Raw genomic sequence first — 15022 nt, 5'->3', positions numbered from 1 at the left:
GCCCCACGCCGCGTGTCAGGGCAGAAAAATCGTCGAGCCGGTCGTCTTGCGCGCCTCGAGGTCTTCGTGCGCGCGCGCTGCATCGGAAAGCGGATAACGCTGGCGCACGTTCGTCTTCACCTTGCCCGACGACACGACATCGAACAGTTCCGCGGCCATCGTGTCGAGATCGCTGCGTTTGGCGATGTAGCTGAAGAGCGTCGGCCGCGTGAAATAGAGGGAGCCGCGTCCGGCAAGCTCGGACGAGTCGAGCGGCGGCAACGGTCCCGACGAATTGCCGAAGCTCACGAACAGTCCGAGCGGCGACAGGCAATCGAGCGATGCGATATACGTGTCCTTGCCGATCGAATCGTAGACGACGGGCACGCCCGCGCCGTTCGTGATTTCGCGCACGCGCTGCGTGAAGTTTTCGCGCGTGTAGACGATCGGATGATCGCAGCCATGCGCTTTCGCCAACTCGGCTTTTTCGTCGGAGCCGACCGTGCCGATCACCGTCGCGCCGAGCGCCTTCGCCCACTGGCACGCGAGCATGCCGACACCGCCCGCCGCCGCGTGAATCAGCACCGTGTCGCCCGCCTTCACGCGATACGTCCGCCGCAAAAGATACTGCGCGGTCAGGCCTTGCAGCATGATCGACGCGGCGTCTTCATAGCCGATCGAATCCGGCAGCTTGACGACATACTCCGCCGACATCACGCGCTCTTGCGCATAGGCGCCCGGCGGCCGCGATGCATACGCGACACGATCGCCCGGCTTGAACTGCGCGACGCCCTCGCCCACCGCCGTCACCTCGCCCGCGGCTTCCATGCCGAGGCCGCCCGGCAGCGGCATCGGATAGAGGCCGGTGCGGAAATACACGTCGATGAAATTCAGCCCCACCGCATGATGCTTCACGCGAATCTCGCCCTTGCCGGGCGCGCCCACGTCCACGTCGACCCACTTCATGACTTCCGGGCCGCCTGCCTTGTCGAATCGGATTGCCTTGGTCATCGCTCGTTCATCTCCTTTCGTGCGTCAGGATGCGTGCTTCAAGATGCGTGCTTCAGGACGCCCGCGCAAAGCGCAGGCGCAAGTCGTCGAGAATCATGCGCGCCGTCGCGATGTTCGTCGCGCACGGCACGTTGTGCACGTCGCAGGCGCGCACGAGCGCGTTGATGTCGGGCTCGTGCGGCTGCGGGGTCATCGGATCGCGCAGGAAGATCACGATATTCACGCGCCCTTCCGCCAGTTCCGCGCCGATCTGCAGGTCGCCGCCGTGCGGACCGGACAGCTTGCGTTCGATCTCCAGCCCGTGCGCCGCCGCGACGCGCCCGCCGGTCGTGCCCGTCGCGACGAGACTGCATTGCGCGAGCGTGTCGACGAACTCGCCCGCGAGCGTGACGATGTCGTCCTTCTTCATGTCGTGCGCGATCAGCGCGACGCGTGTGGTCATGTGCATGCTCCTCGATCAGTACGTGCCAGGATAAGCGCCGCCATCGATCAGCAGATTCTGACCGGTGATGTAGCCCGCATGCACGCTGCACAGGAACGCGCAGGCCTTGCCGAACTCTTCCGACGTGCCGAATCGGCCCGCGGGCAGGCTTTGCGCACGGCGCGCGCGCATGTCGTCGATCGAGATGTTCTGCGCCTTCGCCTGCGCTTCCATCGTCACGGCGATGCGGTCGGTGTCGAACGTGCCCGGCAGCAGATTGTTGATCGTGACGCCGGTCGATGCGACCTTGCGCGCGACGCCCGCGACGAAACCGGTCAGGCCCGAGCGCGCGCCGTTGGACAGGCCGAGCACGTCGATGGGCGCCTTCACCGACGAACTCGTGATGTTCACCACGCGCCCGAAGCCGCGCTCGATCATCCCGTCGATGGTTGCCTTGATCAGCTCGATCGGCGTCAGCATGTTGCCTTCGAGCGCCTTGATCCACATGTCGTGCGTGAAGGTGCGGAAGTCGCCCGGCGGCGGGCCGCCCGCGTTGTTCACCAGAATGTCTGGCGCCGGGCATGCGGCCAGCGCGGCGGCGTGGCCTTCGGGCGTCGTGATGTCGCCCGCGACGGTCGTCACCGTGACGCCGTACGTCGAGCGGATGTGCGCCGCCGTCGCTTCGAGCGTTTCCGCCGTGCGCGCGGTGATCACCAGATTCACGCCTTCGGCGGCGAGCGCTTCGGCGCATCCGCGTCCGAGCCCCTTGCTCGCCGCGCACACCAGCGCGGTGCGGCCCGCGATTCCCATGTCCATCGTCCATCCTCCTTGTCGTTGTCGCGATCGGCGTGAACACGCCTCTCGCGCAATTCTAGAAGAATCGGGGCGGCAACGTCGGCGGCCCTCGCGGCGCGCGCGATTCTTCTTAGGCACGGGCGGGCTTTTGGGTAAACTGTCGCCACTGTGCGCTCACCGAGCGTCAGAGGCAGAACATCACACGAGCAGGACGCGCCGCGCGCGAGACCCATGAAACAAGACAGCCGCTTTCCCAATCTTTTCATCACCGATCACCCGCTGATCCAGCACAAGCTCACCCACATGCGCGACAAGGACACGTCGACGCGCACGTTCCGCGAGCTCCTGCGGGAAATCACGCTGCTGATGGGCTACGAAATCACGCGCAATCTGCCGCTCACGACCAAGCGCGTGGAAACGCCGCTCCTCGAGATCGACGCGCCGGTGATCGCCGGCAAGAAGCTCGCGATCGTGCCGGTCCTGCGCGCGGGCATCGGCATGTCGGACGGCCTGCTGGATCTCGTGCCCTCGGCGCGGGTCGGGCATATCGGCGTGTATCGGGCGGACGATCATCGTCCGGTCGAGTATCTCGTGCGCCTGCCGCCCGATCTCGAAGAGCGCGTCTTCATCCTGTGCGATCCGATGGTCGCGACGGGCTATTCGGCGGTGCACGCCGTCGACGTCATGAAACGCCGCAACGTGCAAAGCGAAAATATCGTGTTCGTCGCGCTGGTCGCGGCGCCCGAAGGCGTGAAGGTGTTCCAGGACGCGCATCCGGACGTGAAGCTGTACGTCGCATCGCTCGATTCCCACCTGAACGAGCATGCGTATATCGTTCCGGGTCTCGGCGACGCGGGCGATCGTCTGTTCGGCACGAAGAATTAAGCGTCTGCCTGAATCGCCCCGACCGCCGCGCCATTCGCGCGGCGGTTTGCGTTTACGGCCGCTTTCGACGCGATTCGACGGAATTTCGCACGGTTTGCGCCGATTTTCACGTTCCTGCCCGCGCCGCGCGGCATTGAGAGCGCGTGCTGCCATGCTAAAATTTCGGTCTGTTCCTATTCGGGTTGCGCCGGATCCAGCGATCCCCGGGCGAACCCGGCTGCCGCCGCAAAGCGCGCGCCGGACAGACACATTCAGCACGACAGCACACTAGGCGCACGGCTTATAGCCCCGCGCGCGATGGAGAAAGGTAATGGCGGGTCATTCCAAATGGGCCAACATCAAGCATAAGAAAGCCGCGGCCGACGCGAAGAAAGGCAAGGTCTGGACGCGCCTCATCAAGGAAATCCAGGTTGCTGCGCGCATGGGCGGCGGCGAGGTCGATTCGAACCCGCGCCTGCGGCTCGCCATCGACAAGGCCTACGACGCCAACATGCCGAAGGACAACATCAACCGCGCGATCCAGCGCGGCGTCGGCGGCGTGGATGGCGCGAATTACGAGGAAATCCGCTACGAAGGCTACGGCATCGGCGGCGCGGCGATCATCGTCGACACGATGACGGACAACCGCACCCGCACGGTCGCGGAAGTGCGCCACGCGTTCTCGAAATTCGGCGGCAACATGGGCACGGACGGCTCGGTGTCGTTCATGTTCGACCACGTCGGCCAGTTCCTGTTCGCGCCCGGCACGCCGGAAGACAAGCTGATGGACGCCGCGCTCGAAGCCGGCGCGGACGACGTCGTGACGAACGAGGACGGCAGCATCGAAGTGGTGTGCCCGCCGAACGATTTCCAGAAGGTGAAGGACGCGCTCGAAGCGGCCGGCTTCAAGGCGGAACTCGGCGAAGTCACGATGAAACCGCAGACGGAAGTCGAATTCAGCGGCGACGACGCGGTGAAAATGCAAAAACTGCTCGATGCGCTCGAAAATCTCGACGACGTGCAGGAAGTTTATACAAACGCCGCGATCAACGAAGACTGAGCTTCGGATCGCGCCGGGCGCGGCGGCATCGAAAGCCGCTGCGCTCGCGCATGGAACATCTTTCGCTTCGGCTCGCATGCCGGAGCAGCGCCGCGCGATCATCGCGGCGCCGCATCGCCCCTGGAAGGCGCGTGACGCAGCCGATGTCAGCGCGAGCCGCCTTCGCGACGTTATGACGAATGTCATCTGCGCGCTTTACGGTCGATGCACCCGCCGCTTTTTCTCAAGCCGCTTTTTGTCAGGATTTCGGGGATTCACATGAAGTTACTCGTCGTCGGTTCCGGCGGCCGCGAACACGCGCTGGCCTGGAAGCTCGCGCAATCGCCGCGCGTGCAGATCGTCTATGTCGCGCCGGGCAACGGCGGCACCGCGCAGGACGAGCGCCTGCGCAACGTCGACATCACGGACCCGGCGGAACTCGCCGATTTCGTCGAGAAGGAACATGTCGCGTTCACGCTCGTCGGTCCGGAACAGCCGCTCGCCGCGGGCATCGTCAATCTGTTCCGCTCGCGCGGGCTGAAAATCTTCGGCCCGAGCAAGGAAGCCGCGCAGCTCGAAAGCTCGAAGGACTTCGCCAAGGCGTTCATGAAGCGCCACAACATCCCGACCGCCGAATACGAGACGTTCTCGGAGCCGGCTGCCGCGCACGCCTACATCGACGCGAAAGGCGCGCCGATCGTCATCAAGGCCGACGGCCTCGCCGCCGGCAAGGGCGTCGTCGTCGCGATGTCGCTGGAAGAAGCGCACGCGGCCGTCGATTCGATGCTCGCCGACAACAAGCTCGGCGATGCGGGCGCGCGCGTCGTGATCGAGGAATTCCTCGCGGGCGAGGAAGCGAGCTTCATCGTGATGGTGGACGGCAAGCACGTGCTGCCCCTCGCGTCGAGCCAGGACCACAAGCGCCTGCTCGACGGCGACAAGGGTCCGAACACGGGCGGCATGGGCGCGTATTCGCCCGCGCCGATCGTCACGCCGCAACTGCACGCGCGCGTGATGCGCGAAATCATCCAGCCGACGGTGCGCGGCATGGAAAACGAAGGCATCCGCTTCACCGGCTTCCTGTACGCCGGCCTGATGATCGACGCGAACGGCAATCCGAAAACGCTCGAATTCAACTGCCGCATGGGCGATCCCGAAACGCAGCCGATCATGGCGCGTCTGAAGGGCGATTTCTCGAAGGTCGTGGAAATGGCCATCGACGGCAAGCTCGACACCATCGATCTCGACTGGGACCGCCGCACGGCGCTCGGCGTCGTGCTCGCGGCGCACAACTATCCGGACACGCCGCGCAAGGGCGACCGCATCAGCGGCATTCCCGCGGAAACCGAGAATTCCGTCACTTTCCACGCGGGCACGACGCTGACCGACGGAAAGCTCACGACCTCGGGCGGGCGCGTGCTGTGCGTCGTCGGATTGGCGGATTCCGTGCGCGGCGCGCAATCCGTGGTCTACGATACAGTCAACCAGATTTCGTTCGACGGCATGCAGTATCGGCGGGACATCGGCTATCGGGCGGTGAACCGCAAGCAGTCGGCGGACAAACCTGGCGACAAGCACTGAATTGACGCGGCTCACGCCGCACGAGCCCACACGCTGCCGGACCTCGTGTCCGGCAGCGTGCTTTTTAGAGATTCGAGACGAAGGGTTAACCCCGCCTATTTCTGGCCGCCCTCAGGACGCACGCAGCAATCGATGAGTGAACCGAACCGCAGCGCGGAACAACGCAACGAACATGACGCAGCCCACGATATCGCAGCCGTGCGCGACTATCTGACGGGTCTGCAGACGCGCATCGCCGATGCGCTCGGCGCCTTCGACGGCACCGCCTTCGCCACCGACGCCTGGACCCGCGAACCCGGCGCGCATCTGCGCGGCGGCGGCGTGACGCGCATGCTCGAAGGCGGCGGCTTTTTCGAGCGCGGCGGCATCGGCTTTTCGGATGTGCAGGGCGACGCGCTGCCGCCGTCCGCGAGCGCGGCGCGTCCGCAGCTCGCCGGGCGTGGTTTCGAGGCGCTCGGCGTATCGCTCGTCATGCATCCGCGCAATCCGCACTGCCCGACCGTGCACATGAACGTGCGCATGCTCACCGCGACGAAGGAAGGCGAAGCGCCCATCTTCTGGTTCGGCGGCGGCATGGATCTCACGCCGATCTACGGCTACGAAGACGATGCGCGGCATTTCCATCGGGTGTGCCGCGATGCGCTCGATCCGTTCGGCGCGGACCTGTACCCGCGCTTCAAGACGTGGTGCGACGAGTACTTCTATCTCAAGCACCGCAACGAGCAGCGCGGCATCGGCGGCATTTTCTTCGACGATGTCTCGGAGCCCGGCTTCGAGCGCTCGTTCGCGATGATGCGCAGCGTCGGCGATGCGTTCCTGAACGCGTATCTGCCGGTCATCGAGCGCCGTCGCGACACGCCCTATGGCGAGCACGAGCGTGAATTCCAGGCGTACCGGCGCGGCCGCTATGTCGAGTTCAATCTCGTGTTCGATCGCGGCACGCATTTCGGTCTGCAAAGCGGCGGACGCACCGAATCGATCCTGATGTCGATGCCGCCCGTCGCGAACTGGCGCTATGACTGGAAGCCGGAGCGCGGCACGCCGGAAGCGCGGCTGTACGACGACTTTCTGGTGCGCCGGGAATGGCTGTGACGCCCTGCGCGAAGCGCGTCGGCCTTTTCGGCGGCACGTTTGATCCGATTCACAACGGGCATCTCGCGCTCGCGCGGCGCTTCGTCGAATTGCTGCAACTGACCGAGCTGGTGCTATTGCCCGCCGGTCAGCCGTGGCAGAAGGCGGGCGTATCGGCGCCGGAGCATCGCTTGGCGATGACGCGCGCGGCGGCGGCCTCGCTCTCGCTCGACGGCGTGCGGATCACGGTCGCCACCGACGAGATCGATCGCCAGGGCGACACGTACACCGTCGACACACTCGCGCACTGGCGCGAACGCGAAGGCGCGAACGCGTCGATCTCGCTTTTGATGGGCGCGGATCAGCTCGTCAAGCTCAATTCGTGGCATCAGTGGAAGCGGCTTTTCGACTACGCGCACGTCTGCGTGGAAACGCGCGCGGGCTTCGACGTCGCGACGCTGCCCGCTGAAGTCGCGGCGGAATTCGCGGCACGCGGCGCATCGCCCGAGGTTTTGCGCGCGAGCCCGCACGGCCATATGCACATCGACGAAATGCTGCTGCTCGACGTATCCGCCACGGCGATCCGCGAGGAAGCACGTTCGATGAACGGCACGACCGGCGCCCGCGCTCAGGTCCCATCGGCCGTATGGGACTATATTGTTCAACATCACCTGTACCAGACACCGTAACTATGGAACTTCAGAAGCTTCAACGCGCGATCATCGACGGTCTCGAAGACGTCAAGGCGCAAGACATCAAAGTGTTCAACACGACCCACCTGACCTCCCTCTTCGACCGCGTGGTCGTGGCGAGCGGCACGTCGAACCGGCAGACCAAGGCGCTCGCCAACAGCGTGCGCGAGAAGGTCAAGGAAGCGGGCGGCGACATCATCAGCACGGAAGGCGAAGAGATCGGCGAATGGGTGCTGGTCGACTGCGGCGACGCGGTCGTGCACATCCTGCAACCGGCGCTGCGCCAGTACTACAACCTCGAGGAAGTCTGGGGCGACAAGCCCGTGCGCGTGAAGCTGCAAAAGCCGAACATGTTCGGCGGCGCGAGCGTCACCGCCGATGAAGACGAGGACGAAGAAGACGACGCGCCCGCCGTCAAACGTCCCGCGCGCAAGACCGTGCGCAAGCACTGAAGCCGCTTCGTTCGATGAAGCTGGTCATCCTCGCCGTCGGGCACAAGATGCCCGACTGGATCACGAATGGCTTCGACGAATACGCGAAGCGCATGCCGCCCGAGCTGCGCATCGAGCTCAAGGAAATCAAGCCGGAGCAGCGCTCGTCGGGACGCAATGCCGAGAGCGTGATGGCGGCTGAAAGGCAGCGCATCGAAGCCGCCTTGCCGAAGAACGCGCGCGTCGTCGCACTCGATGAACGCGGCCGCGACTGGACCACGATGCAACTTGCGAACGCCCTGCCCGGCTGGCAACAGGACGGGCGCGATGTCGCGTTCGTGATCGGCGGCGCGGACGGGCTCGATCCCGCCGTGAAGGCGCGCGCCGAACTGCTGCTGCGCGTATCGAGTCTCACGCTGCCGCATGGCATGGTGCGCGTGCTGCTCGCCGAACAGCTTTACCGCGCGTGGAGCATCACGCAGAATCATCCCTATCATCGCGCGTGAGGCGGCTTCGACGTTGGATCGACGTTGGATCGAATGCCTCGCGCGCCATTCGAATCCGACTTCAAGATGCCGACTCATCCCTACGTTTATCTCGCCTCGCAAAGCCCGCGCCGTCAGGAGCTGCTTCGTCAGCTCGGCGTGCAGTTCGAACTCCTGCTTCCCCGTGCCGATGAAGACGCCGAAGCGCTCGAAGCCGAGCTGCCCGGCGAAGCCGCCGATGCCTACGTCGTGCGCGTGTGCACGTTGAAGGCGCGCGCGGCGCGTGCACGGCTCGTCGCGGGCGGCTTCGCTGCCGCCCCGATTCTCGTCGCCGATACGACCGTCACCATCGACGGAATGATCCTCGGCAAGCCGCTGCACGAAGACGATGCCGTCGCGATGCTCGAACGCCTCGCGGGCCGCGAGCACGAAGTGCTGACGGCGCTCGCCGTCGTCGATGCCGATGGCGCGCTGCTCGAACCGGCCTTATCGCGTTCGCAGGTGCGCTTTTCGAACGTCGACCGTGCTGCGCTGCAGCGCTACGCGGCATCGGGCGAGCCGCTCGGCAAAGCGGGCGCGTACGGCATTCAAGGCCGCGCGGCGGAGTTCATCGAGCGAATCGACGGGTCCTATTCGGGTATCATGGGTCTGCCCCTTTTCGAGACCGCAGCGCTCTTGCGCGTGGCGCGCGTCGCATTCTAAACAGGCCATGAACGAAGAAATCCTGATCAACGTCACACCGCAGGAAAGCCGCGTCGCACTGGTTCAGCAAGGCGCCGTTCAGGAACTTCACGTCGAGCGCACGCTCTCGCGCGGGCGCGTCGGCAACGTCTATCTCGGCAAGGTCGTGCGCGTACTGCCGGGCATGCAGTCCGCGTTCATCGACATCGGGCTCGAACGCGCTGCGTTTCTCCATGTCGCGGATATCTGGCATCCGCGCATCGCGGGCGAGCCGCATAACTCGCAACCGCATACGCCGATCGAAAAGATCGTCTTCGAAGGTCAGTCGCTGATGGTGCAGGTCGTGAAGGATCCGATCGGCACGAAAGGCGCGCGGCTGTCGACGCAAGTGAGCATCGCGGGGCGCACGCTCGTGTATCTGCCGCAGGAGCCGCACATCGGCATCTCGCAGAAGATCGAGAGCGAAGCGGAGCGCGAGGCCGTGCGCGCGCGTCTGACCGCCGTCCTGCCCGCCGATGAAAAAGGCGGCTATATCGTGCGCACTATCGCCGAAGATGCGACGAGCGAAGAGCTCGCAGCCGATGTCGCGTACTTGCGCAAAACGTGGGCGACGATCGTGGCTCAGGCGCAGCGCGTGCCGCCCACCACGCTGCTCTATCAGGATCTGAACCTCGCGCAACGCGTGTTGCGCGACTTCGTCAACGACGAGACCACGCGCATTCAGGTCGATTCGCGCGAAACGTTTCAGATGCTCTCGGATTTCGCCGCGGAGTTCACGCCGGCGGTGGCGTCGCGTCTGCATCACTACACCGGCGAGCGGCCGCTCTTTGATCTCTACAACATCGAGGCGGAGATTCAGCGGGCGCTGTCGCGGCGCGTCGATCTGAAGTCAGGCGGCTATCTGATGATCGACCAGACCGAAGCGATGACGACCATCGACGTCAATACGGGCGGTTATGTCGGCGCGCGCAATTTCGACGACACGATCTTCAAGACCAATCTCGAAGCGGCGCATACCATCGCGCGGCAACTGCGCTTGAGGAACCTCGGCGGGATCATTATCATCGATTTCATCGACATGGAGAATGTCGAGCATCGGGATCAGGTTCTGGGCGAGTTGAAAAAGGCGTTGTCGCGCGACAGAACGCGCGTGACCGTGAACGGCTTCTCACAACTCGGGCTCGTCGAGATGACGAGAAAGCGCACGCGCGAGTCACTGGCGCATGTGTTGTGCGAGCCGTGTCCTACGTGCCAGGGAAAGGGTCAGGTGAAGACGCCGCGCACCGTGTGCTATGACGTGCTGCGCGAAATCATGCGCGAATCCCGGCAGTTCAATCCGCGCGAGTTTCGCGTGGTGGCGTCGCAGCAGGTCATCGATCTGTTTCTGGAAGAGGAGTCGCAGCATCTGGCGATGCTGATGGACTTTATCGGGAAGCCGGTTTCGTTGCAGGTGGAGAGCAACTTGTCGCAGGAGCAGTACGACATTGTGTTGATGTAGCCTCGGCACCCACCTCGCTCGAACCCGGTTCGAGCGAGGCTGAAACCTCAAGCCGCCTGCTGCTGGTACTGAATCCGATGCAAATGCGCGTACAGCCCGTCTTTGCGCAGCAACTCGGCATGACTGCCCTGCTCGGCGATCTTCCCCGCTTCCATCACGAGAATCCGGTCCGCGCGCTCGATGGTCGACAACCGGTGCGCGATGACGAGCGTGGTGCGCCCCTTCATCAGCGTTTCGAGCGCCGACTGCACATGCCGCTCCGATTCAGAATCCAGCGCTGAAGTCGCTTCGTCGAGAATCAGGATCGGCGCGTCCTTGTAGATCGCGCGCGCGATCGCGAGACGCTGACGCTGCCCGCCCGACAAGCGCATGCCATTGCCGCCGATCAGCGTATCGATGCCTTCCGGCAGTGAAGTCACCACGTCCGTGAGATTCGCCGCCGTCAGCGCTGCCATCACGCGCGCGCGATCCGGCGTCTGCCCGTATGCGACGTTCGCCGCGATCGTGTCGTTGAAGAGCACGACATCCTGGCTGACCATCGCCAGCTGGCCGCGCAGATCGTGCAGGTTGTACTCGCTGATCGGCACGCCATCGACGAGCACCTGACCGGCGCGCGGATCGAAGAAACGCGGCAGCAGATTCACGAGCGTCGTCTTGCCGCTGCCCGACGGCCCCGCCAGCGCGACCATCTCGCCCGGCGCGACCTTGAACGACACACGATCGAGCGTCGGCCGGTCGACCGAGCCGTAGCTGAACGTCACGTCGCGGAATTCGACTTCGCCGCGCGCGCGCTCCAGGCGACGTCCGCCGCCCTCCGGCTCGGCCGGTTCATCGATCAGGCCGAAGATCAGCTCGGCCGCCGTCATGCCGCGCTGCATCGGCTGATTGATGTCGATCAGATGCTTCAGCGGCGAAATCACGAGCAGCATCGACGTGACGAACGCAACGAATCCGCCGACGGTCGTCTGGTCGTTCGCCGACTGCACGACCGCGATCGTGATGACGATTGCGAGCGCGATCGACGCGAGAAACTGCGTGAGCGGCTGCGCAAGCCCGCCCGACACCTGCATGCGCATCGAATAGCCGCGCAGGCGATGGCTCATCTCCGTGAAGCGGCCCATCTCGTACGGCTCGCCGTTATGCACCTTCACGACCTTGTAGCCGCCGACCGTCTCCTCGACGATGTACGACAGTTCGTTGGTCAGACTCTGATGCTCGCGGTTCAGGCGCCGCAGCCGCCGGTTGATCTTGCTGACGAGCCAGCCGATGGCCGGCAGAATCACCGCGACGATCAGCGTGAGGCGCCAGTTGAGAATGAACAGATAGCCGAGCAGAAACACGACCGTGAGCGAATCGCGCACGAGCGTGACGACCACGCTTTGCAGCACGCTCAGAATCTGGTTGACCTCGAAGACGACCGCGTTGATGACCGTGCTCGCGGTCTCGCGCTGGAAAAAGCCCGCGCTCGTGTGGATCATGCGCTGGAACATCTCGAGCCGCAGTTGCAGCAGGATCTTGTTCGTCACGTACGAGAGAAAATAGCCCGACGCGTATTGCGCCCCGCCACGCACGAGCGCGAGGCCGATGACGGCCGCCGGCACGAGCCATTTCGCGTGATCGCTGCTCTTCGAGCCGAAACCGTGGTCGAGCAGCGGCTTGAGCAGCATCGGGATGCCCGCTTCGGTCGCCGCGACGATGCCCATCGTCACCAGGCCGAGCATCACCATGCCGAGCAGCGGACGAATGTACGGCCAGAGCCGTCTCATGACGGCCGTCGGCGAGCTGGCTTCGCCCACGCCGATGGTCTTGCGCAATGTCTGCTTCTCGCTCAAATCTTTCCTCGGTGTTCGGTTTGCATGAAAGTGCGCCGGTTCGATTCGCGATGCGGATCAGCACGCGAGAATCCGACATTCTAATCCTCTGGGCGACGCGCCCGAGGAATCGCGCAAGCGGCGGCTATTGCGGCTTGTGCGCGTTCTTATCCGGCGTTGCGCGATGCGGCGGCAGCCGGCCCGTGAGCCTTTCGCCCCGGCCGAGCATCAGACCGGCGAAGCACCAGAACGCGAGCGCGGTCGTCTGCCACATGAAATCGTCGGTGGAGTTTTTGGCGATCATGCCGCCGACGAGCGCGATGCCTCCCGCAGCGAGCCACGGCACCTCGCGCCGCAAGCGCCAGAAGCGGATGACGAGCGCCGCGAACAGCACCCCTTCCAGCACGACGCCGACGATGCCCGTTTCGAGCCACGTGTTCAGAAACAGGTTGTGGGCGTGCGTCAGCGCTTGCGGCTCGGCAGCGAGCAGACGAGGCGGCATTTCCTTCTTGTACACCTCGCCCGGCAGCGGCTTGCCGAACCCGACCCCAGTCCACCAATGGGACTCGCCGGCCTTGCTATAGAACGCCCAGAGGCGCGGACGGGTATCGGCGGCGAGCGTATCGGCGATGCCCGGCAGGAACGACGGCACCGGAATGCGATCACCCTCGATCGTCACGCCGTGCGCGGGCAGCGCGGGCGGATTGAGCGCAATTCGACTGCGCGAACTGAATTCGAGCGCGCCGATCACCGCCACGGCCGCGATCAGAAGCGCGACTGTCGCGAGTCGCATGTGGCGCCGGTAGAGCGGATACACCGCGATCACCAGCGTGACGAACGCGGCGAGCCCGAAAAACCGGTTGAGCGTCGCAACGCCGATGAACACGCTGAGCAGCACGCCCGTCACGCCGATCACCCGCCATTTGCCGGGCATCATGCCAGTGAAGAGCGCCATCGCGAAGAGCGCAATCGTGCTCGTATGACCGACGCGATTGTAGTAGTGCAGCATGAACGTGTCGGCCGTGGGCGGCTGCAGTTGCCCCCAATAGACGACGCTGATCACCGCGACGAGCACGCAGCCGAGCCAGTGCGCGACGACGAAGCGCTCCGGATGGGCTGTGCGTGCGCCGAGCAGCCAGAAGCCGAAGAAGGCGAAGAGCGGATAGAAGACTTCGTCGAGCCATGCGTGCATGCTCTCGGCCGGATAAGCCGACCACGACACCGACGCGAGCGCCCATGCGGCCCAGAGCGTCGCGGGCAGGAGAAGCGGCCAGCGCAGCGGCGCCGGCGCAGTACGCGTCGCGGCCAGCGCGATCGTGCCGACCCCGATGAATCCGAGCGCGATATTCTCGAGCGCCGTCATGTGGGCGAAGGCCACGACGAACAAAATGACGGGCGCACCAATCCAGAGGAACAGGTCAGGCTGAAAACGAAACGTTTTTGTCGTCATAGACCTTCCGTCAACATCGCCTCGAGCGCCCGGCTGACCGCGTCGAGCGAGATGAGGCCCATGCACTCGGCGTGATCGCCGCGCCACGCGACACACGTCGATTCGTTCCGATCGCAGCGGCGGACCCACGATACCTTCCGCCGAAAGATGTCCGGTTCGTCGCGGCACGGCATGTCGACGATGGTAACCGGCGTGAAGGGCGCGTCGCGCCAGAATTCGCCTGCGCCGTGGATCATCGCGTTGCCGGGTCCGAAGAGCGTGACCGTCGGCACGCCGACCATGCGCCCGAGGTGCGCGACGCCCGTGTCCGGGCACACCACGGCGCGGGCGCGCGCAAACAGATACCACAGCTCGCCGAGCCCGACGCGGCCCGCGAAACTCACGTACCGCGCTTGCGGGTCGATCGCACGGATCAGCTCCACTTCGCCCGGGCCGCCGCTCCAGACCGGCGTGTAACCCAACGCCTCGACGCGTGCGGCGAGCGCGCGCCACCGATCCTGCGGCCAGCGCTTGACCGACGTGCTCGCGCCCGGATGCAGCACCACATAAGGCTTCGCGAGCACGGCCGCGTCCGCCGGCGCGAGCGCCGCCGCCGCCGGGGCCGGCCAGTCGTCCGGGCGATAACGCGCCGGCGCCGGGCCGTCGATCAGTGTCGCGGCGATATCGGCCCAGGCGGCGGGTGTCGATGGATAAGGATGCGGCTCGTCGATCGGCCAGTTCTTCCACGCGGGCGTGTCGTCGCCATGACCGACGATCCAGCGGCATTTCGCGGCAATCGCGAGCCACGCATGACGGTTATCACCGACGACGATGCCGAGATCGTACGGGCCGGACCTCAGCACGGCCGAGACGCTCGCGGCATCGCGCGGATCGAACGGCAGCGCCTCTGCGCCATAAGGGCGTCCGGCGTAGAGCGGCACGATGGCCTTCGGGCATGTGAGCGCGATGCGCGCGTGCGGATAGCGCACGCGCAGCTTGGCGACGAGCGGCGTCAGCAGCAAGGTGTCGCCGAGCAGCAAGTGATGCGCGATCAGGATGCTCGACACGTCGGTCGGTCTGCGGCGAAACGCCTTGAGCGCAAGCTTGGGTATCGCTCGGGCAATGATGCGTATGCGCCCCGAAAATCGGCTCATAGAATCAAAACAGGAATGCTCGCGGGCAGCCGACCGGTGAAACAGGCTTTGCGCGCTCCCGCCTGGGGATGAAGTTCGCC

The 15022-nt window shown here is 65.0% G+C and carries 15 protein-coding genes; 9 read left to right on the top strand and 6 right to left on the bottom strand.

The genetic code is table 11. From position 1 onward, the window contains the following. Positions 1 to 15: 15 nt before the first annotated feature. From AWB76_RS01830 to AWB76_RS01820, 3 genes are read right to left on the bottom strand one after another with little or no spacing between them, the layout of a single operon-like run. Positions 16 to 990: a quinone oxidoreductase family protein gene (locus tag AWB76_RS01830; RefSeq protein ID WP_061158402.1), complete on the bottom strand. Its 975-nt coding sequence runs from the start codon at positions 988 to 990 to the stop codon at positions 16 to 18. Positions 991 to 1042: 52 nt separating this feature from the next. Continuing rightward, positions 1043 to 1432, bottom strand: coding sequence for a methylglyoxal synthase (locus AWB76_RS01825; protein WP_061158401.1), 390 nt, complete (start codon positions 1430 to 1432; stop codon positions 1043 to 1045). A 15-nt stretch (positions 1433 to 1447) separates the two neighbouring features. Then, a complete protein-coding gene (locus AWB76_RS01820; protein ID WP_061158400.1) occupies positions 1448 to 2227 on the bottom strand; it encodes an SDR family oxidoreductase in 780 nt (259 codons plus the stop codon). 210 nt (positions 2228 to 2437) lie between these two features. Between AWB76_RS01820 and upp the strand changes: the two genes are divergently transcribed. The 9 genes from upp to rng all read left to right on the top strand — a co-directional run bounded on the left by upp (position 2438) and on the right by rng (position 10548). Continuing rightward, entirely contained in the window at positions 2438 to 3091 is a 654-nt protein-coding gene (upp, locus tag AWB76_RS01815; RefSeq protein ID WP_061158399.1) for a uracil phosphoribosyltransferase, read from the top strand. A gap of 310 nt (positions 3092 to 3401) precedes the next feature. Then, the gene (locus tag AWB76_RS01810; protein WP_061158398.1) at positions 3402 to 4130 is read left to right on the top strand and encodes a YebC/PmpR family DNA-binding transcriptional regulator; all 729 of its coding nucleotides are present in this window, start codon (positions 3402 to 3404) and stop codon (positions 4128 to 4130) included. Between the two features lie 258 nt (positions 4131 to 4388). Beyond that, positions 4389 to 5690: a phosphoribosylamine--glycine ligase gene (purD, locus tag AWB76_RS01805; RefSeq protein WP_061158397.1), complete on the top strand. Its 1302-nt coding sequence runs from the start codon at positions 4389 to 4391 to the stop codon at positions 5688 to 5690. Between the two features lie 132 nt (positions 5691 to 5822). Next, positions 5823 to 6782, top strand: a complete 960-nt coding sequence (gene hemF, locus AWB76_RS01800; protein ID WP_061158396.1) for an oxygen-dependent coproporphyrinogen oxidase — start codon at positions 5823 to 5825, stop codon at positions 6780 to 6782. Continuing rightward, positions 6773 to 7450 (top strand): nicotinate-nucleotide adenylyltransferase, encoded by a 678-nt coding sequence (locus AWB76_RS01795; protein WP_061158395.1) that lies wholly within the window; start codon positions 6773 to 6775, stop codon positions 7448 to 7450. The genes hemF and AWB76_RS01795 overlap by 10 nt, the downstream gene beginning before the upstream one ends. Positions 7451 to 7452: 2 nt before the next feature. Then, a complete protein-coding gene (rsfS, locus tag AWB76_RS01790) occupies positions 7453 to 7905 on the top strand; it encodes a ribosome silencing factor (protein ID WP_061158394.1) in 453 nt (150 codons plus the stop codon). A 14-nt stretch (positions 7906 to 7919) separates the two neighbouring features. Beyond that, positions 7920 to 8390: a 23S rRNA (pseudouridine(1915)-N(3))-methyltransferase RlmH gene (gene rlmH / locus AWB76_RS01785; RefSeq protein WP_061158393.1), complete on the top strand. Its 471-nt coding sequence runs from the start codon at positions 7920 to 7922 to the stop codon at positions 8388 to 8390. A 66-nt stretch (positions 8391 to 8456) separates the two neighbouring features. After that, positions 8457 to 9071 carry a Maf family protein gene (locus tag AWB76_RS01780; protein WP_061158550.1) on the top strand — a complete coding sequence of 205 codons (615 nt, stop codon included), beginning with the start codon at positions 8457 to 8459 and terminating at the stop codon, positions 9069 to 9071. Positions 9072 to 9078: 7 nt separating this feature from the next. Continuing rightward, positions 9079 to 10548: a ribonuclease G gene (gene rng / locus AWB76_RS01775; RefSeq protein WP_061158392.1), complete on the top strand. Its 1470-nt coding sequence runs from the start codon at positions 9079 to 9081 to the stop codon at positions 10546 to 10548. A gap of 47 nt (positions 10549 to 10595) precedes the next feature. Here the strand turns inward: rng and msbA are convergent, their stop codons facing one another. From msbA to AWB76_RS01760, 3 genes are all read right to left on the bottom strand, one after another. Beyond that, a complete protein-coding gene (gene msbA, locus AWB76_RS01770) occupies positions 10596 to 12314 on the bottom strand; it encodes a lipid A export permease/ATP-binding protein MsbA (protein ID WP_374729904.1) in 1719 nt (572 codons plus the stop codon). Between the two features lie 190 nt (positions 12315 to 12504). Further along, positions 12505 to 13809 carry an O-antigen ligase family protein gene (locus AWB76_RS01765; protein ID WP_061158390.1) on the bottom strand — a complete coding sequence of 435 codons (1305 nt, stop codon included), beginning with the start codon at positions 13807 to 13809 and terminating at the stop codon, positions 12505 to 12507. After that, complete coding sequence (locus AWB76_RS01760) at positions 13806 to 14942, bottom strand: glycosyltransferase family 9 protein (protein WP_061158389.1); 1137 nt, start codon at positions 14940 to 14942, stop codon at positions 13806 to 13808. The genes AWB76_RS01765 and AWB76_RS01760 overlap by 4 nt, the downstream gene beginning before the upstream one ends. Positions 14943 to 15022: the final 80 nt, after the last annotated feature.

The sequence above is a fragment of the Caballeronia temeraria genome (assembly GCF_001544795.2).
GTDB classification, from domain to species: Bacteria; Pseudomonadota; Gammaproteobacteria; order Burkholderiales; family Burkholderiaceae; genus Caballeronia; species Caballeronia temeraria.
Note: the sequence above shows the minus strand (reverse complement) of the source record. Positions and strands in the feature narration are given on the sequence as shown.